Raw genomic sequence first — 18309 nt, 5'->3', positions numbered from 1 at the left:
AAACCATGGACACAGAACAAGGAATGGAGAGCAGAGTTTCATGATGGGTCGTCGGAGGTTTCTCAGGAACGCGGGCTTCGGGGCGGTGGCCGCTGCCGGGCTGACCGGCTGCGGGTCGTCCGGTACGGCGTCTACGCCGACGCCGACACCGGTGGTGCGGAACGGGTTCTTGTTGCCACCGGAGGGTGCGCCGCACGAGGTGACCTGGATGGCGTACGGCGCCACGCCGGGGGTCTGGGGTGAGGAGCCGGAGACGGCCTATGGGCGCGATCTGACCAATGCGCGGATCGTCGCGCGGCAGGACCTGGTGCGGTTGGCCGCGACCATCTCGCGGTTCGAGCCGGTCGCGCTGCTGGTGAACACGGCCGAGGACGAGGCTGAGGCGAAGCGGTTCCTGGCCGAGATCATCGAGGCGTCGTCGCCCAAGGACCAGGTGGGCTCGGAGCTCGACGGCTCCGGCCGGATCTACCTCGGCGACGTTGCCAAGAGCGAACTGCCCAAGATCAGGACTCATCCGCTCGACCTGGTGCAGATGCCGCTCAACGACCTGTGGGTCCGCGACACCGGACCGGTGTTCGTGCGGGACGCGAGCGGCGCGCTGAGTGCCGTGAATCTGAACTTCAACGGCTGGGGCCAGGCGCCGATCACAACTGGGCTCGAGGGCTGGCGGAAGGACCCGCGGAAGGCGGCGAACGGTGTCGTCGACCAGCCCATCGACCAGGACCGCACGGTCGCAGCCGCGATCGCCGCGGACTCCGGCGTACCGGTCCTCAAGACCTGGCTGACGATGGAAGGCGGCGGGATCGAGGTCAACGGCCACGGGCTCGGCGTGGCCACGGAGAGCTGCATCCTCAACCCGAACCGGAACCCGGGCAAGCAGAAGGAAGAGATCGAGGTCGAGCTCAAGCGCCTGTTCGGCATCGAGCGGATGCTGTGGATGCCGGGCCGCCCAGGCCTCGAGGTCACCGACTGGCACGTCGACTTCCTGGCCCGCTTCACCGAGCCCGGGAACCTGCTCTATGCCTCGGCCGAGTACGGCGAGGCCGAGGACAAGCGGGATCGCAAGGCGCTGCTGAAGGCGGTCGACGAGATCAACGCGCTGCCGGCCGACCAGCGCACGAGGTTGCTGGGTGGCGCGAAGAAGTTGACCACGGCCACCTTGCCCGAGCCGGACCCGGCGGCCGTCTACAAGACCTACAAGGCGCGCAACCAGGCCCGCCCGTTCACCGAGCGCAGCAGCGACGAGTTCGGTCAGACCGCTGCGCCCGGCTACATCGGGTACTACGAGGCCAACGACTGCATCGTGCTCGGCCAGTACGGCGACAACGCCACCGACGCCGAAGCCTTCGACACCGTCGCCGATGCGTTCCCGGACAAGATCGTCGTACAGATCTCGACCGACGGGCTGTGTACCGGCGGCGGGACGATCCACTGCGCTACGCAGCAGCAACCGCGGAAAAGCTGATCGACGGGCTACTCTCGGCGAATGCAACTCCCGGCACCTGTTGCCAGCCGCATCTTGTCCCTCACACCTCGGCTCAGCCACCAGCGGGCAGCGGCGGTCTGCCGGTCGCTGATGGAGCGTTCACCGGAGGTGGCCGCTGACGCTGCGACGCGGCTGGGCGGGCACCTCCGGGCGCTGGGCGACCTGGCGGGGGCAAGGGAGGCGTACGAGTACTCGATCCAGCACCAGCCGCCGGACAGCAACCTGTTCGACCAGTTCGGCGAGCTGGGGGAGATCAACGCGGAGCTGGGCGACAAACCGGCGGCGCTTGAGGCGTACCGGGCGCAGTTGGAGGTTTCTCGGGATCGCGGCTGGGCGGATCGGGTCGAGGGGAAGCCCCTGGAGCTGATGGATCGGATCGCCGACCTGCACGAGCAGCTTGAGCGGCCGGAGCGAGCGGCGGCGGTACGCAACCACGGCCGAAACCTGGCTGAGTTGTTGACCGCCGCAACGAGGTCCGACGCGGCGTCCAGCGCCGAGCTGGCTGCCCAGCATCTGGATGTGGTGGAACTGCTCAGCGACACCGAGTTGGTGACCGATCTGGTGTGGGGGATCCAGCACGAGCGCGAGTACGACGCCGGCTTCCTGATCCTGACCACCGAGCGGTCGTTGTTCGTCCCGGACATGCTCAGCAACAAGCTGGGCGCGCAGCTCCAGGTGGTGCCGGTCGACCTCGGTCAGGTGGTCTCCTGCACGGTCGAGCCGGGCGATCCGGAGTCGGTACTCGCGGTGTCTCTTGCGTCGGGTGAGCGGTTCGAGCTGCGGCCGCAGGAGTCCCGGATCGAGTACTGGACGCGCTACCTGGCTTCCTGAGCCACGACAATCCACTAGTATCCGTCCGTGCGGCAGCTAGCGGTGGGGGTCGGTCAGTTGTTGGGCCGGCCGCCGCATTTCATGAACGCGTACCTTGTGGACGACGTACTGGTCGATGCCGGGACCCCAGCCGCGGCCGGGCGGATCCTGAAGCAACTGGCCGGGCGGGACGTGACAGCGCATGTGGTGACGCACGCGCACCCCGATCATTTCGGATCCAGTCACGCGGTCTGCGAGGAGCTTGGCATCCCCTTGTGGGCTGGTGCCGACGATGCCGAGGCGATCGAGACCGCCTCGCCGGTGCCGGCCGCGGGCTGGTTGCCGAGCATGATGGCGCGCGGGAAGATGCCGCCGCCGCATCCGGTCACGAGGCGACTCGTCGAGGGTGATCAGGTCGGCAGTTTCACCGTCCTCGACGTACCGGGGCATTCGCCGGGGCACATCGCGTTGTGGCGCGAGTCGGACCGGACGCTGCTGTGTGGCGATGTGTTCTTCCGGCTGCCCAAGGTGTCGGCGCCGTGGAACTTCCTGACTTTCGATGTCAAACGCAACCATCAGGCGATGCGCCGCCTTGCTGCGCTGCGGCCTGAGCTGGTGCTGTTCGGTCATGGGAAGCCGCTGCGCGACCCTGACCTGCTTGCTCGGGTCGCCGATGCATTGCCGGACGCTGAGTGAGCGGGGTGCTCGAGCGGCCGGATGAGCTCGGCCGGCTGGCTGCTGCCCTGGACGCCGCTGCTCGCGGTGAAGGCAAGGTCGTGGTGATCGAGGGCGAGGCCGGGATCGGCAAGTCGCGCCTGGTCGCCGAGGCCCGCGCGATGGCCAAGGACCGTGGTTTCGTCCGGATGCAGTCGACCGGTGACGAGGTCGAGAGCGCGATGGCATGGGGCGTGGTCCGGCAGCTGATCGAGCGGTCGATCGCCCGGTACGCCGGGGACACGCGGGCCGCGATCATCGCCGGGCCGACGGGTCGTGCGCTCGAGGCGCTCGACAAGGCTGCGCCGGATGCCGGGGACGTCGAGGTCGCCCGTACCATGCATGCGCTGTGGTGGGTAGCGGTGGACCTGGCTTCGCCGCGGCCGTTGCTGATCACGATCGACGATGCGCAGTGGTCGGATCCGCCGTCGCTGCGGTTCTTGTCGTATCTGTCCAAGCGCGTCGCGGATCTGCCGATCGCGCTGATCGTTGCGACCCGACCGCCGCCGGATCGACTGGGACCGCTCGCGGAGCTGACTGTCGCGCGCCACGTGGAGCGGTTGCTGCCACGACCGTTGAGCCGCGACGGGATCGCCGTACTGATTGCTGAACGGTGTCAGAGCGAGGCCGCCGGTCAAGTGGTGGACGCAGTCCTGGCGGCCAGTGGCGGGAATCCGTTCCTGGCCGAGTCGTTGCTGGATGAGCTGACGGTGCTGGATCGGTCGACGACGGATGCGGCGACGGCCGAGACTGTCCGCGGGCTGGGGACCAGCGCGGTGAGCCGGACCTTGCTGTCGCGGTTGTCGCCGAATGCACTGGCGCTGGCGAAGACAGTCGCTGTGCTGGGCGCCCGTACGGATATCTGGGCGGCCGGCGCGGTCGCGCAACTGCCCGAGTCTGCGCTCGCTGCGGCCGTCGAGGAGCTGGTTGCGGCTCATGTCCTGGGCGATTCCGCTCAGCTGAACTTTGTGCACCCGGTGATCCGCGACTCGGTGACGTCGACGCTGGGCCCGGTCGATCAGGCCACCCTGCACGGGCGAGCTGCCGAGACGTTGTGGGCCGCGCGGGCCGCGGCGGATCGAGTTGCCGCGCACTTGGTGCAGGCGCCGGCCGGGACTCTGGACGATGCGGTGGCGATCTTCACCGAGGCGGCAACGCTGTGCGCGACCGCGGGTGATGTAGGCAAGGCGATCGACTACCTGAACCGGGCCGTCGAGGTCGAGCCGGACAGTGCGGAACTCCAGAGCCTGCTGGGGAAACTGCTGCTCCGCAACGGCGATCCACGAACCGCCCGTCGCTACCTACTGTCCGCCGCGCAGGCGACCACTGGCCGCCAGCGCGCCGAGCTCCTCGGCGCAGCGGCCACCGCGACCTCGGTGGTCGACGGTCCGGCCGCGGCTGCCGTCGAGCTGATGCATGCGCTCGACAACTGGACCGAGGACAAGTCGGCGCGGTTGGCCTTGGACGCGCGGCTCGGGATCATGCGGTCGTACCTGCCGTCGGAGCGCAAGCGCGCCTCGCAGCATCTGCGCGGGTTCGCGGACCTTCCGGGTGACACGCCGGACGAGCGGATCCTGCTGGCGCTGCTCGCCCAGTGCGGCCGGTACGAGGTCACTCCGTCGGCCGACGTACGGCGTACTGCGGAGCGCGCGCTGGGTCGCGGCGCGCTGCTCAAGGACTCGGTCGGGCAAGCGGACCCGTTGGTCGGCTGGCTGCTCGCGATGATGTCGCTGATCGCGGCCGACGGAGTCGGACCGGCCCGGGACGAGATCGCGGGCGCCCAGGACTGGGTACGGCGGCATGGTTCGCCGATCGAGTTCGCGATGGTTGCCAACGTGTCGGACTTCCTGGCGTGGCGGTGTGGTGACCTTCCGGCGGTCGAGGCCGATGCGGACGGCGTACTGGCGGCGATCGCGTCGGAGGACCTGACACCGCAGGTGGTGGCGATTCAGGCCACTGCGGTGACGTTCGCGGGCTACGCGGCGCTGGAGCGCGGCGACCTGGCCGGCGCGCGGGCGATGCTGGCCGAGTACGACGACTCCACCCGCAACGCGCCGCGAGTGATCGCGGCGATGTGGCTGGAGGCGACCCGGGCCCGGATCGCGTTGGAGCTGGACGATCCGGTGACCGCGCTGGAGCACTCCTACCGGCTGCGCGACGACATGATCGCGGCGGATCTCGATCCGCCCGCCGTACCGTGGCGCTCGCCGGCTGCGCTGGCCCAGTTGCGGCTGGGCGACGAGGCGGCGGCCCGTGAGTTGGCGAGCGACCAGCTTGAGCTGAGTCGGCGCTGGGGCGCACCGTCCGACCTGGGCGCGGCACTGCGGTTGGCCGCGAAGGTCGATGTGGGGCAAGGCGCTCGCCGGGTCGAGACACTGACCGAGGCAGTCGCCGTACTGGAGCGGTCTCCGGCTCGGCTGGAGTTGGCCCGGGCGTTGGCTGATCTCGGTGAGGCCTATCGGGTGGTCGGCCGCCGTACCGATGCTCGCGAGACGCTGAATCGCGCCGGTGAGTTGGCAGCGGCCTGTGGTGCCGTGATGCTGCGGAACCGGGTTGCGGAAGTCCTGCAGGCGCTGGGGGATCGGCCGCGCTCGCTGGTGGCGCCGGGGCAGGACTCCCTGACTGCGAGCGAACGGCGCGTCGCCGGCCTGGCAGTTACCGGCCGAAGCAACCGCGATATCGCCCAGGAACTCTTCGTGTCACCCAAGACGGTCGAGAACCACCTGGGGCGCATCTACGTGAAACTCGGCATTACCGGCCGCCGCGAGCTCGGCCGGGCCCTGACATAAGCGCACAGCCGTAAGCGAGCGGCCCCTCCCTCCAGGGCCGCTCGCGTACTGCCGATCCGGGGTCAGCCGACCGGCGGGGCAGTCTCGAACCAGTTGAAGGCCTCGACGTACTGCAGGGTCGTGCCGGTGTAGTTCTCGCCGAACAGGCGCCAGTAGGTGTGCTGCTTGATGGTCTCGACGCCGGTGTCGGCGTCGACCGACTTGGTCCGGATGTTGACCCGGTAGAGGGTGACCTGCTCGTCGCGGATCTGCGACTGGGTGTCCTTGTAGCCGGGCGTCTTGTGGTCGTCGGAGCGTGCCGGGTCGTGCAGCGTCAGCTCGACCTTGCCGGAGCCGACGTCTCCCTTCGCCGCGACCACGGTGACGGCGTGGCCGCCGGTGCGGGTGTGCGTGTTGTCCGCGTTCAGGACGTAGCGGCCGTACCACAGCTGCAGGGGCGCGTTCCGGAGCCGCTTGGCCATCTCCAGGCCGAATTCCGGCAGGCCGTCCGAGCCGGTGCCGCCGCGGTTGACGGTCCAGCCGCTCTGCTTGGCGCCGACGGTGGCGGCGTCGAAGGCGGCGCGGTTGCCCTGGGCGCTGGAGCCGCTCGGGTTCGGGCCCATGCCGGCCTTGGAGCCGAGCCAGCCGAGCCACGCGGTGGTCTCGTCGTAGTCAGCGGGGTTGTGCGGGTCGTACTCGGTCATCAGCTGGCCGTTCGGGACGACGCGCATCGGCAGGCCCTTGTGCTCGCCGAGGTAGTACATCGCGTTGAAGAGCGAGGTCGGCCCGCAGTGAACGCTGCCTTCCTTGGCCAGGTTGGTGCGGAACTGGTCCGCGTCGGTCACGTCGCACAACTTGACGGAGAACTGCGGTCCGGCGACGTCCTTCTGCTCGGTGCACGGACCGTCCAGCGGCAGCCCGTCGGCAGTGGCGACTCCGGCCGGCAGAACGCTTCCGGCGAGCACTGCGGCGACTCCGGCCAGTACGGCGATTCCTTGACGCTTCATTTCCTTACCCCCAGGTTGGTGGTTTTCGGTGGTTGACCTTCTGCCACCTAATCTCCCGCCTGAGGCACCCCCCAGGCATGAGGGGAGATCCCTCATCTCTGCGCCTGGGGGGTCTGGGGGTCAGAGGCTGATTCTGTGGGGGGAGCGAGTACTCAACTGTCCAGTGGTGACCGTGACAGTCCGCGTGTTCTCGTCATACGACCACCCCGTACGGCGCCCATCGACGGTCACCGAAGTTGGCCGGGTGCTGTTCGACAGCCGCAGCGTGTACGCCCGCGACTCGGCTGCACCCGGGTACTGCCCAGCCGCCGCACCGATGGTGAGTGCGTGCGCCCGGTCGTCCCAGGTGAGCTGGGTGGTGGCCGAGCTGCCGTGGCCCTCGCCTGCGTCCTGGTAGAGGCTGAAGCTGCCGTTGGCGCCGGCGGCAACGTTGGCGGTGAGCTGGGTGAGGACGCTCTGCTTCTGGTTGTCGACGTAGTCGGTCCGGGTCGGAACGATCCCGCCGGCCTTCACGAGCACCGGCATGCGGTCGAGCGGCGCGCTGATCGTGACGTTCGCCGGGCCGATGTAGCCGGCGCCGGTGAAGTAGTCGGTCCAAACACCCGGCGGCACCCACACCGACGCGGACCCGGCCCCGTTGACATTCGGGGTGGTGATCGGCGCGACGATCAGGTTGTCGCCGTACATGTACTGGCCCGGCAGATCGTGCCCCGGGTACTCCAGATACATCGGCCGCACGATCGGTACGCCGGTTTGATTCGCGTTCCGCGCGAGCGAGTACGTGTACGGCACCAGCGCCTCCCGCAACTGCAGGAACTTCGTAGCACTCGCACCCGCCTCGGCGCCGTACTCCCATGGCAGCCGGTCGGCGTGATCGGAGTGCAGCCGATCGATCGGCTGGAAGGTCCCGAACTGAACCCACCGCGCGTACTGGTCGTCCGGTAGATGATCACCGTGGAAGCTGCCGATGTCATGGCTGACGTTCGACAACCCGGCCGCGGCCTCGTCCGCGGTGAACTTCACTGCATACTTCAGGAAATCCCAGCTCCCCGGCGTATCACCGGTGAACTGCAGCGTGTTCCGCCGCTCCGACCACGGCCCCATCGGGTACGAGCTTTCGATCCCGCCGTACTCGGCCCCACCGACCCGCGCGAACGAGAAGCCGCGCAGACCACGCTTGGTAGCACTGTCGGCGTACGCCTGGTTGATGAGGTTGTCGGGGGCAACTTGTGGGTTCGAGGCGGTGGATCCACCGCAGTACTGGCAGTAGTCCAGCCACCAGGCCCGAACTCCCTGATCCTCAAAGGGTTTGTGCAATGCCTGGTACGCCGCCAGTTGGGCCGGCTTCGACCAGTCGAACAGGTAGTTCTTGCCGCCGTCGAGCTCGAGACCGCCCGCGGCCGCGTTGGTCCGGGCGAACTGCGGATCGTCCTCGGCGATCGTCGGGTGCACATTCAGCGCCACCGACAGTCCCTCGTCGCGGGTCCAGTCCATGAACGTCTTCGGGTTGGGGAACAGCGACGCGTTCCAGTTCCAGCCGTTCCAGGTGCTCGGCGCCTTGAAGTCGGTGTCGACGACCAGCCAGTCGATCGGCACCTTGGCCGCGCGGAACTTCGGCAGCAACGTCTTCTGGTAATCGTCGGTGGAGTAGGCGTGATAGCGCGAGTACCAGACCCCGTACGCCGATTGCGGCAGCAGGTTGGTGCCGCCGGTCAACGTGTTCAGGTCGCCGAGCGCTTGCTTGTAGTCGCGGCCGTAGCCGAATAGATAGCCGTCCTGGTAGGGATTCGTGCCGTGGCTCGGCCGGCTGCTGACCACGTGATCGGCGTTTAGTAGCGCCGTACGGGTGTCGTCGAGGAGGTACCAACCGTCGCGGTTCAGGATGCCTGGGTGCTGGTACGACGGGACCTGCCGCGGGTTGTCGAGTGCTCGGCTCCAACCGCCGAGCGTGCTGGTCGGCCCGGCGCCGTAGGCCGTGCTGAGCAGGCCTTTGTCGGCGGGTGGATAGGTCGAGGTGTCGACTGGAGTGACGGCGATACTGTCGACATTCACCTTCCCGCTGTCGGTCGGGCTCTGCCGAACGGTGACGCTGTTCGTGCCGGCCTTCAGATCGACTGTGGTGTTGATGGTCGACCAGCTGTCCCATGAACCGGTCGGCGGAAGCGAAAGGCCCGGCCCGGCAGCATCGTTCAGCTGAGTGGACAACGTGCGAGTGGTGTTCTGGCCGTCGCCGCCGGTCGCGTTGGCATAGCGGACGGCCAGCCGATAGCTGCCTGCGGCCGGTACGCCGGAGACGTTCACGGTGATTCCGGCGCCGGCCTTCTCGATGCCGGCGACAAACCCGGAGCCGTTGTGGCTCGTGTGGTCGTAAGCCGTCGAGGCTCTTCCGAGCAGCAGACCGTTCTCGGCCTCACAGGCCGAGCCGATGGCGCAGTACGAAGGGAAGGCCGGGGCCGCATTGTTGCCTGCGACAACCATCGACAGGTTGGTCCGCGTGAAGGGACCGCTGTCGCGTTTGTAGCGCAGCGTCAGCCCGCTGGTCCGGATCTCGCGGAAACCGTCGGCGGTGACCTTCGTCGTGTACGGCGTCTGCGTGAACGCGCGGTTGATCGCTGTGAACGTGGTCGCGTCCTCGAACTTTCGGTCCTCGGCGTACTCGACCCGGATCAGGGTGGGGGACAGGACCTGGAACCGGGCATTTCCGTCGGTGACCACGGATCTGATCGGAGCTGGCGGTGGAGCGGCGAGCGCCGTACCGGTGATGAGTGAGAGCGCAGTGGCGAGAGCAAAAGTGCGCAACAGCATCGAGAGACCTCACAAGTCATGGGCGGGTGACCTTGAGTTCAGCCTCTCTGTATTAGGCCCTTTACATCGATGGAAGTCAAACAGCCATCGATGGAAGTCAATCGGCCCTGATGGTGAGGAGCTTGTGCAGCATGGTCATCTGGAGCGTCGAGGCGAGATTCGGCTGCAGCCGGGACAGCACCAGGCTCCCACCGGCGGTCGCGGCCAGCTGATGCAACCGGACCAGGGCGCCGAGCCCGCTCGAGTCGCAGAACCTCAACTGGTCCAGATCCAGAACCAGCGCCCGTCCCGACTCGGCCAGCGGCTGGACCGTGTCCAGAAAGTCCGGGGTGGTGCCGAAATCGAGCTCTCCGGTCAGGCTGATCGCGACGTCCGTCCCGCGGTCCTCGACCTCGACGGCGAGTTCGTCGGTCATCGGGCGTCCCCTCGCAGCTTGCGGGTGTCGATCAACTCCTGCGCGACGTCGCGCAGTTTGACGTTGAACTCCTGCGAGTAGCGCTTGAGGATCTCGAAGGCACCCACGTCGTCGAGGTCGAACCGCTCCATCAGGATGCCCATCGCCTGACCGACCAGCTTGCGCGCATCCACCGCGGCTGTCATCGTCTCGTCGTCGCGGGTCGACGCGACCGCGACCGAGGCGTGCCGGGCCAGGATGTGCGCGATCGCCTCGTCATCGGCGCTGAACGCGTTCGGCTCGGTGTTGTACAGCGACAGCACGCCGATCAGCTGCGCGTTCGCCCACATCGGCGCATGCAGGACCGACCCGATCGGATACTGCGCCATCTCGGCGGTCCAGGTCGGCCAGCGGGTCTCGTTCGCCGCGTCCGGGACGTGGACGGCGACCCCCTCGGTGAGCGCGGTCAGCATCGGGCCCTCGCCGAGGTCGAACTGGAACTGGTAGATCTCGGCGACCAGTGGATCCGTGACCGCCGCGATCTCCCGGGTGCCGCGCAAGGTCAGCGCGACCCCGGCATACGAACACGCCTCGGCCTGCAGTGCGAACTGCACGACGGCCTCGACGGTCTCCTCCATCCCGTCGGCATCGTGCAACTCGACCGCGAGCCGAGCGAACGCATCCGCGTCGAACGTCTGGTCGTCGTCCGACGATGCTGAAAGGGGCTCTGAGAAGCGAGCCATCTGGTCCATGCGCATATCATGCACCGCGCTGCCGCCCGCTCGGACCAGGTGGCCCGAAAGCGAGCAGTGCGGTGTCGTCGGTCGGCCGCGGCCCCAAGCTCGTCAGCACCTCGGAGAGTGCCCGGATGAGCTCAGCCGGTGACAGTCCGGCGTACTGGGCAGCCAACTCCTGGACCGCCTCCGGGCCGTAGAGTTCGCGGCGGCCGCCGACCCGCGCCTCGGTGAGCCCGTCGGTGTAGAGCAGCAGCAGGTCGCCGGGCGTCAGCGTCACGTCGGTCAGCGGGAACTGCGAGTCCGGCAGGATCCCGATCAGCGTGCCGTCGGTGCTCTGCAGGAACTCCGAGCTTCCATCGGCGCGGATCAGCAGCGGCGGCGGGTGGCCGCCCGACGCGAACCGTACGGCGACCTGTCCGGTCGCTGGGTCGGGCCGCAGGGTCCCGAAGACCGCGGTGCAGTAGCGCGGGTCACCGTCGATGTACCGCTCGTGCAGCAGCGCGTTCAGCGTGCTCAAGGCAGCGGCGGGATCGTGGAGCGCCGCGGCGCGCAGGGAATAGCGGGCGAGCGAGGTGACGGCGGCCGCTGCGGGGCCTTTGCCGGAGACGTCGCCGAGGAAGAATCCCCAGCGCTCGTCGTCGATCGCGAAGACGTCGTAGAAGTCGCCGCCGAGGTCGTCGATCGACGCGGTGTGGTAGGCGGCCGCGACCGCGATCCCAGGCACCGTCGGCAAGGTCGCCGGGAGCAGCGACTGCTGGAGAACCGCGAGCGCAGCCTGCAATCGCGACCGCGCAGCCTCGGCGGCTCGGCGTTCGCGAAGCAACTCCTCTTCGTAGGCCCTGCGCAGTTGGGCGTCGAAGACCGTGGTCCGGATCAGCGCCGGTACGCCGCTGTCGTCGTACTGGACCGCCGACGACACCAGGACCGGCATCCGGGTGCCGTCGCTGCGCCTGAGCTCGAGGGCGACACCGCTGACCTCACCCTGCAGCTGAAGCAGCGGAGCGAAGTGGGTCTCGTGGTAGAGCTTGCCGCCTATCGACAGCAGATCGGCGAACCGCAACTTCCCGACCACCGCATCCCGAGGCCGGCCGAGCCAGCTGAGCAACGTGCTGTTGGCCAGTACGATCCGCCCGTCCAGCTCGGTGGTCAGCTGGCCGCTGGGAGCACCGTCGTACGCCGCTTCGAACGGGTCCAGCGTCACGACAGCGTCGCGAGGAACGCTGTGATCGCCTGATTGGTGGCCTCAGGAGCGGACAGGTGCGGGCAGTGGCCGGTGGCATCGAGGGTGACGAGCGTCGATCCCGCCACCGCAGCATGCACGTAGGCGCCGACCTGCCGGGGCGCGATGACGTCCTGCGCTGATTCCAGGATCAGCGTCGGGACCTGCACAGTCAGCAGGTCCTTGCGAGAATCGGACAGGAAGGTCGTCCGCGCGAACACCCGAGCCATTGCGGGGTCAGTGGCGCAGAAGCTCTGGGTGAGCTCATCGCCGAGCTCCGGCTGATCCGGCGTACCCATGATCACCGGAGCCATCGCGGTGGACCAGCCGAGGTAGTTGGCCTCCAGTGACGCCAACAGTTCGTCGATGTCGTCGGCGCTGAAACCGCCGAAGTAGTCACCGTCGTCGATGTAGCGGGGGGACGGCCCGACCATCACCAGCGCGCTGATGCGTTCGGGAGCCTTCTGTGCGGCGAGTACGCCGATCATCGAGCTCACCGAATGTCCGGCGAACACCGCGTCGGTCAGGTCCAGCGCCGTACAGATCTCGGCCACGTCATCGGCGTACCCGTCGAGGCTGGAGTAGCGCGCTTCGTCGAAGGCGGACAGGTCCGACCGTCCCGAACCCACGTAGTCGAACAGGACTACGCGGTGCTCGGGGACGAGAGCTGGAACAGTCAGTCGCCACATGTTCTGGTCACAGCCGAAGCCGTGCGCCAGAACGATGGTGCGGCCGTCCGGGTTGCCCGTGACGACGACGTTGTTCCGTTGCAGGATGTCCACGGGGGCCATCTTTACAGAAGAACACAGCCTGTCAGGTCATCAGGATGTAGCGGGGGAGCGCAACTGCCGGCCGACCTCGTGCATGTGGCGCAGGCCCTGCGCGTAGGACTCGATGATGCTCGTCGACAGGTACGGAACGCCGACGCGCTCGCAGTACGCGCGAACAGCGCCTTGGGCGCGGCGCAGGTTGGCGCGCGGCATGTTCGGGAAGAGGTGGTGCTCGATCTGGTAGTTCAGGCCACCCATCATCCAGTCGGTGACCAGGTTGCCGTTGACGTTGCGCGACGTCCGGACCTGCTTCTCGAGGTGGCCCCACTTGGAGTCGCAGTCGGGCATCTCCATGCCCTTGTGGTTCGGCGCGAAGACGCTGCCGAGGTGGATCCCGAACAGCATGTGGTGCAGGACGGCGAAGACCAGCGCCTTCTGCGGCGACATGATCAGCAGCAGGCCGCCCATGTACACGGCCAGGTGCGTGACGATCAGGCTGAGCTCGACGACCGACTCGCGGCGCGGCCGGTGCGTGAGCAGGTAGGTGATACCGGAGACCTTGAGGCTGAAGCCTTCGAGGCTGAGCAGCGGGAAGAAGATCCGGGCCTGGTTGCGGCTGAGCCAGCCGTGCAGGCCCTTGCGGCCCTCGGCCTGCTCAAGGGTCCAGACCAGAACTCCGGCCGCGACGTCCGGGTCCTTGTCGGTGTGGTTCGGGTTGGCGTGGTGCTTGTTGTGCTTGTCGTTCCACCAGCCGTAGCTCATACCGAGCAGGAAGTTCGCGTGCAGCCGGCCGATCGCGTCGTGCAGCCGGCGGGAGCTGCCGATCTGCTGGTGCCCGGCGTCGTGGCCGAAGAACGCGGCCCGGGTGCTGAAGATCCCGGCCGGAATCGTGAGCAGCAGCACGAGCCACGAGTTGCCCAGCAGGATCAGCCCGGCGACGACCGCGCCCAGGCAGAGCAGGTTGATCGCGATCGCGAAGAAGTACTCACCGGTACGGCGTTCGAGCAGGCCGGCTTCTTTGATCTCGCGCAGCAGGGGGGCGAAATCGCTGCCTCTGCTCTGCTTTTGGCTGTGCTGATTTTGGGCGGGAGTCAACGTCGTGCCGGCGGAAGGCATGGGTCCTCAAATCGTGGTGACGCGGGCCGATGGGCAGAAAATCAGCTCAGTCCGCGTAGACACATCCGCCGCCATGGATTTGCGGCCGGTCACGACAACGAGAACGGTGAACTCTGGACGTTCAGGGCCAACCTTACGGCACGTGGGAAGCCCCTACGCCGTCCGAAAGGACGAGCTGACCGGAGCCCCGACGGGCTCCGGTCAGTACCCGACCGGGGTGGTGGGGTGGGCGAAGGTATTTAACTAGTTTCCTTGTGTGGCGCGGATCTCGCGGGCTGCTTCGACCAGGTTCTGCAGCGAGTCGCGAACCTCGGGCCAGCCGCGGGTCTTCAGTCCGCAGTCCGGGTTCACCCAGAGCCGCGCAGCCGGAATTGCGTCAAGTCCCTTACGCAACAGGGACACGACTTCCGGCGTATCGGGCACGCGCGGTGAGTGGATGTCGTAGACGCCCGGACCGACGCCGCGCGGGTAACCGGCCGCACCGAGTTCGTGCGCGACCTGCATGTGCGAGCGCGCCGCTTCGAGGCTCGCCACGTCGGCGTCCATCTCGTCGAGTGCGTTGAGGATGTCGCCGAACTCGACATAACACATGTGCGTGTGGATCTGGGTGTCCGCACGCACACCGCTGGTAGTGAGCCGGAACACCTCGGTGCCCCAGGTCAGGTAGGCGGCGCGGTCGGCCTGCCGCAGCGGCAGCGTCTCGCGGAGCGCCGGCTCGTCGACCTGGATCACCGCAGCGCCTGCGGTTTCAAGATCAACTACTTCGTCGCGTAACGCCAGCGCGACCTGGCGCGCGGTCTCGCTGCGCGGCTGGTCGTCGCGCACGAACGACCAGGCCAGCATCGTGACCGGGCCGGTGAGCATGCCCTTGACCGGCCGATCGGTCTGTTCCTGGGCGTACTTCCACCATCGAACCGTCATCGGCTCCGGGCGCGAGATATCGCCGACGAGCACCGGCGGCCGGACGTAGCGGGTGCCGTACGACTGAACCCAACCGTGCTGCGTGGCGACGTACCCGTCGAGCTGCTCGGCGAAGTACTGCACCATGTCGTTGCGCTCCGGCTCACCGTGAACCAGTACGTCGAGCCCGGCCTTCTCCTGGAAGGTGAGCACTTCGCGAATCTCGGCAGCGATGCGCTCGTCGTACTGAGTCTCGTCGATCCGGCCCGTGCGCAGATCCGCCCGGGCAGTCCGCAGTTCGGTGGTCTGTGGGAACGAACCGACCGTGGTCGTCGGCAGCAGCGGCAGCTCCAGCCGCTTTTGCTGGGCTGCGGCCCGCTCCTCGTACGGCGCCGACCGGCGACTGTCGTCGGCCGTCACGGCGGCGACTCGGGCGCGCACGGCCGGGTTGTTGGTGAGCGCGGAGTTTGCGCGCGACGCGAGGGCGGCGCGGTTGGCCTCGAGCTCGGCCGCGATCGCCTCGGTGCCTTCGGTGATTCCTCGGGACAGCGTGACGATCTCAGCGGTCTTCTGCCGCGCGAAGGCGAGCCAGCCGGCGACCTCAGGGTCGAGATCGGTGTCGGCGGCGACGTCAAGCGGCACGTGCAGGAGTGAGCACGACGAGCTGACATCGACCTGGTCGGCCAGCCCGAGCAGCACGACCAGCGTGGACAGCGACTTGGACAGGTCGTTCAGCCAGATGTTGCGGCCGTTCACGACACCCGCGACGAGCCGCTTCTGCCGAATCTCCGGTACGGCGGCCAGGTCGGCGAGGTTTGCCGCGGCCGGACCGGTGAAGTCGATGCCCAGCCCCTCGACCGGGGACTTGGCCAGCACCGGAAGGGCATCGCCGAGCCGGTCAAAGTACGACGCGACCAGGAGCTTCGGTCGATCCGCCAGCCCGCCTAGTTCGGCGTACGCGGTCGTGGTGGCGGTCAGCTCGGCAGCGGTCCGGTCCTGGACCAGGGCTGGCTCGTCCAGCTGCACCCATTCGGCTCCGGCGGCTCGCAGGTCAGCCAGGATCTCGGCGTACACGGGTAGGAGCTTGTCGAGCAGTGACAGCGGCTTGAAGTCCTCGGCCACGCCCGGCGCCGGCTTGGCGAGCAGCAGGTAGGTGATCGGTCCGACGATGACCGGGCGGGCCTTGAGGCCGAGCGTGAGGGCCTCGCGCAGCTCGGCGACCTGCTTGGTGGAGTCGGCGGTGAAGGTGGTGTCTGGGCCGAGCTCGGGGACCAGGTAGTGGTAGTTGGTGTCGAACCACTTGGTCATCTCCAGCGGAGCGACCTCCTGCGTGCCGCGAGCCATCGCGAAGTAGCCGTCCAGTGCGTCGGCGGCGACCGCGGTGCGGTGCCGCTCCGGGCGGTGTCGCTCCGGAATGGCACCGAGCATGACAGAGGTGTCGAGCACGTGGTCGTAGTACGAGAAGTCACCGGTGGGGACCTCGTCGATGCCGGCCTTGTTCAGCTGTTGCCAATTGGCGCGCCGCAGCTCGGCGGCGGTCTGCCGGAGGGCGTCGGCGGTGACCGTGCCCTTCCAATAGCCCTCGATGGCCTTCTTCAGTTCCCTGTTCGGGCCTTGCCTGGGGTAGCCGTACACGGTGGTCAAGCGTCTCTCCTTAGCGAGCCAGTCTTGAAGGACCACGAGGCTCGAGGGCATGCTGACGCGACCTACACGGCAAGCCCTCCCACGAGGCTTCGTGATCACCGCCGTACGTCGGGCGCACAGCGGGCAACTGGCAGGTCTTCGGACTCGCGGGCACGTCCGGCGAACCGGACACCTACTGACCGTCGCTTCCCAGGTCTCTCGACCCAGTGCGTATGACGGTGGTCGTTCCCACTTACCGCTGCGGGGCAGTCCCGGATTCACACCGGGTTCCCTCTTGCGACGTCCTGACCGGCTGCCAGGACGAACCAGCTACGCCCGCCAGCCTACGCACTTACGGCGGATCACGGGGTTGTGATCCACGCCCTAGGAAAGTAGTTGGACGTCCAGCTAATTTGTCGGACGTCCTACTATTTTGTTGCGAGCGCTTGGGAGCGAGACGTTGGTCAACGAGCTGAGTCACTTCGTCGCAGGTCAGCACGTCGAAGGGACATCGGGCCGCTTCGCGGACGTCTTCGACCCCAACCAGGGCACCGTGCAGGCGCGGGTGCCGCTGGCGAGCAAGGCCGAGGTCGTCGCGGCGATCGACAATGCCGAGGTGGCTCAGCGCGAGTGGGCAGCCTGGAACCCGCAGCGCCGCGCGCGCGTGCTGCTGCGCTTCCTCGACCTGGTCAACAAGGACATGGAGTCGCTGGCCCGCTTGCTGTCGAGTGAGCACGGCAAGACCGTCGCCGACGCCAAGGGCGACATCCAGCGTGGCCTCGAGGTGATCGAGTTCGCCGCCGGTGGTCCGCACCTGCTCAAGGGTGAGTACAGCACCGGCGCCGGGACCGGTATCGACGTCTACTCGCTGCGTCAGCCGCTCGGTGTCGTGGCCGGCATCACGCCGTTCAACTTCCCGGCGATGATCCCGCTCTGGAAGGCCGGCCCTGCGCTGGCCGCCGGTAACTCGTTCATCCTCAAGCCGTCCGAGCGCGACCCTTCGGTCCCGCTGCGGATCGCCGAGCTGTTCCTCGAGGCCGGTCTGCCGGCTGGTGTGTTCAACGTCGTGAACGGCGACAAGGAAGCGGTCGACACGCTTCTGGAGGACCCGCGGGTCCGGGCCGTCGGCTTCGTCGGTTCCACGCCGATCGCGCAGTACATCTACGAAAGCGCGGCCGCCAACGGCAAGCGCGCACAGTGCTTCGGTGGCGCCAAGAACCACATGATCATCATGCCGGACGCCGACCTGGACGACGTCGCGGATGCGCTCGTCGGCGCTGGGTACGGTTCCGCGGGTGAACGCTGCATGGCGATTTCGGTCGCCGTACCGGTTGGGCAGGAGACCGCGGATGCGCTGGTCGCCAAGCTGCGGGAGCGGATCGCGAACCTGACGGTCGGGCACAGCCTGGACGAGAAGTCCGACTACGGTCCGCTCGTCACGGCCGAGGCGCGGCAGCGGGTCATCGACTACATCGGGATCGGCATCGAGGAAGGCGCCGAGCTGCTGGTCGACGGCCGCGACTTCAGCCTGGCCGGTCACGAGTCCGGCTTCTTCCTCGGCCCGACGCTGTTCGACCGCGTCGGCCCGGGTATGCGGATCTACGACGAGGAGATCTTCGGGCCGGTGCTCGTGATCGCCCGCGCCGAGAACTACGAGGACGCGCTGCGGCTGCCGACAGAGCATGCCTATGGCAACGGAGTCTCGATCTACACCCGCGACGGTGACACCGCTCGGGACTTCACCGCCCGCGTCGACGTCGGCATGGTCGGCGTGAACGTACCGATCCCGGTGCCGATCGCCTACCACACCTTCGGTGGCTGGAAGCGGTCCGGTTTCGGCGACCTGAACCAGCACGGTCCCGACTCGTTCCGCTTCTACACCAAGACCAAGACCGTCACGCAGCGCTGGCCTTCCGGCGCCAAAGAGGGTGCCAGCTTCGTCATCCCGACGATGGACTGA

General features: G+C 67.8%; 13 protein-coding genes and 1 riboswitch. Of the genes, 5 read left to right on the top strand and 8 right to left on the bottom strand.

Annotated features, from left to right (window positions below; all coding sequences use genetic code 11):
* The first annotated feature begins 43 nt into the window (after positions 1-43).
* The 4 genes from E1263_RS01300 to E1263_RS01285 are packed head-to-tail and all read left to right on the top strand — an operon-like array spanning position 44 to position 5799.
* A complete protein-coding gene (locus E1263_RS01300; RefSeq protein ID WP_165956422.1) occupies positions 44-1465 on the top strand; it encodes an agmatine deiminase family protein in 1422 nt (473 codons plus the stop codon).
* A gap of 21 nt (positions 1466-1486) precedes the next feature.
* Positions 1487-2317 carry a tetratricopeptide repeat protein gene (locus tag E1263_RS01295; protein WP_132164395.1) on the top strand — a complete coding sequence of 277 codons (831 nt, stop codon included), beginning with the start codon at positions 1487-1489 and terminating at the stop codon, positions 2315-2317.
* Positions 2318-2344: 27 nt separating this feature from the next.
* Positions 2345-2992: an MBL fold metallo-hydrolase gene (locus E1263_RS01290; RefSeq protein ID WP_132164393.1), complete on the top strand. Its 648-nt coding sequence runs from the start codon at positions 2345-2347 to the stop codon at positions 2990-2992.
* On the top strand, positions 2989-5799 hold the full coding sequence (locus E1263_RS01285; RefSeq protein WP_132164391.1) for a helix-turn-helix transcriptional regulator: 2811 nt from the start codon (positions 2989-2991) through the stop codon (positions 5797-5799). Before E1263_RS01290 ends, E1263_RS01285 begins: the two co-directional genes overlap by 4 nt.
* 62 nt (positions 5800-5861) lie before the next feature.
* On the opposite strand, the gene E1263_RS01280 is transcribed toward E1263_RS01285, so the two are convergent.
* From E1263_RS01280 to metE, 8 genes are all read right to left on the bottom strand, one after another.
* Positions 5862-6785 carry a hypothetical protein gene (locus tag E1263_RS01280; protein WP_132164389.1) on the bottom strand — a complete coding sequence of 308 codons (924 nt, stop codon included), beginning with the start codon at positions 6783-6785 and terminating at the stop codon, positions 5862-5864.
* 120 nt (positions 6786-6905) lie between these two features.
* Positions 6906-9590: a TIM-barrel domain-containing protein gene (locus E1263_RS01275; RefSeq protein ID WP_132164387.1), complete on the bottom strand. Its 2685-nt coding sequence runs from the start codon at positions 9588-9590 to the stop codon at positions 6906-6908.
* 97 nt (positions 9591-9687) lie between these two features.
* Positions 9688-10005: an STAS domain-containing protein gene (locus E1263_RS01270; protein ID WP_132164385.1), complete on the bottom strand. Its 318-nt coding sequence runs from the start codon at positions 10003-10005 to the stop codon at positions 9688-9690.
* Entirely contained in the window at positions 10002-10727 is a 726-nt protein-coding gene (locus E1263_RS01265; RefSeq protein ID WP_165956424.1) for a GAF and ANTAR domain-containing protein, read from the bottom strand. The genes E1263_RS01270 and E1263_RS01265 overlap by 4 nt, the downstream gene beginning before the upstream one ends.
* 16 nt (positions 10728-10743) lie before the next feature.
* Entirely contained in the window at positions 10744-11922 is a 1179-nt protein-coding gene (locus E1263_RS01260; protein ID WP_132164381.1) for a PP2C family protein-serine/threonine phosphatase, read from the bottom strand.
* Complete coding sequence (locus E1263_RS01255; RefSeq protein WP_202868666.1) at positions 11919-12731, bottom strand: alpha/beta fold hydrolase; 813 nt, start codon at positions 12729-12731, stop codon at positions 11919-11921. The genes E1263_RS01260 and E1263_RS01255 overlap by 4 nt, the downstream gene beginning before the upstream one ends.
* 30 nt (positions 12732-12761) lie before the next feature.
* Positions 12762-13826, bottom strand: a complete 1065-nt coding sequence (locus E1263_RS01250) for a fatty acid desaturase family protein (RefSeq protein WP_132164377.1) — start codon at positions 13824-13826, stop codon at positions 12762-12764.
* 243 nt (positions 13827-14069) lie between these two features.
* Complete coding sequence (gene metE / locus E1263_RS01245; protein WP_238161019.1) at positions 14070-16361, bottom strand: 5-methyltetrahydropteroyltriglutamate--homocysteine S-methyltransferase; 2292 nt, start codon at positions 16359-16361, stop codon at positions 14070-14072.
* Positions 16362-16482: 121 nt separating this feature from the next.
* Positions 16483-16695: riboswitch (cobalamin riboswitch) on the bottom strand.
* A gap of 114 nt (positions 16696-16809) precedes the next feature.
* Between metE and E1263_RS01240 the strand changes: the two genes are divergently transcribed.
* Complete coding sequence (locus E1263_RS01240; protein ID WP_132164373.1) at positions 16810-18309, top strand: CoA-acylating methylmalonate-semialdehyde dehydrogenase; 1500 nt, start codon at positions 16810-16812, stop codon at positions 18307-18309.

This window comes from Kribbella antibiotica (assembly GCF_004349055.1).
Taxonomy (GTDB): domain Bacteria; phylum Actinomycetota; class Actinomycetes; order Propionibacteriales; family Kribbellaceae; genus Kribbella; species Kribbella antibiotica.
This window is presented reverse-complemented; position numbering and strand designations above follow the sequence as displayed.

Excerpts from the sequence above, each read along its gene's own strand:
- E1263_RS01270 (WP_132164385.1), bottom strand. The coding sequence starts at position 10,005 with ATGACCGACGAACTCGCCGTCGAGGTCGAGGACCGCGGGACGGACGTC.
- E1263_RS01275 (WP_132164387.1), bottom strand. The coding sequence starts at position 9,590 with ATGCTGTTGCGCACTTTTGCTCTCGCCACTGCGCTCTCACTCATCACC.
- E1263_RS01265 (WP_165956424.1), bottom strand. The coding sequence starts at position 10,727 with ATGGCTCGCTTCTCAGAGCCCCTTTCAGCATCGTCGGACGACGACCAG.
- E1263_RS01295 (WP_132164395.1), top strand. The coding sequence starts at position 1,487 with ATGCAACTCCCGGCACCTGTTGCCAGCCGCATCTTGTCCCTCACACCT.
- E1263_RS01280 (WP_132164389.1), bottom strand. The coding sequence starts at position 6,785 with ATGAAGCGTCAAGGAATCGCCGTACTGGCCGGAGTCGCCGCAGTGCTC.
- E1263_RS01255 (WP_202868666.1), bottom strand. The coding sequence starts at position 12,731 with ATGGCCCCCGTGGACATCCTGCAACGGAACAACGTCGTCGTCACGGGC.
- E1263_RS01250 (WP_132164377.1), bottom strand. The coding sequence starts at position 13,826 with ATGCCTTCCGCCGGCACGACGTTGACTCCCGCCCAAAATCAGCACAGC.
- E1263_RS01300 (WP_165956422.1), top strand. The coding sequence starts at position 44 with ATGGGTCGTCGGAGGTTTCTCAGGAACGCGGGCTTCGGGGCGGTGGCC.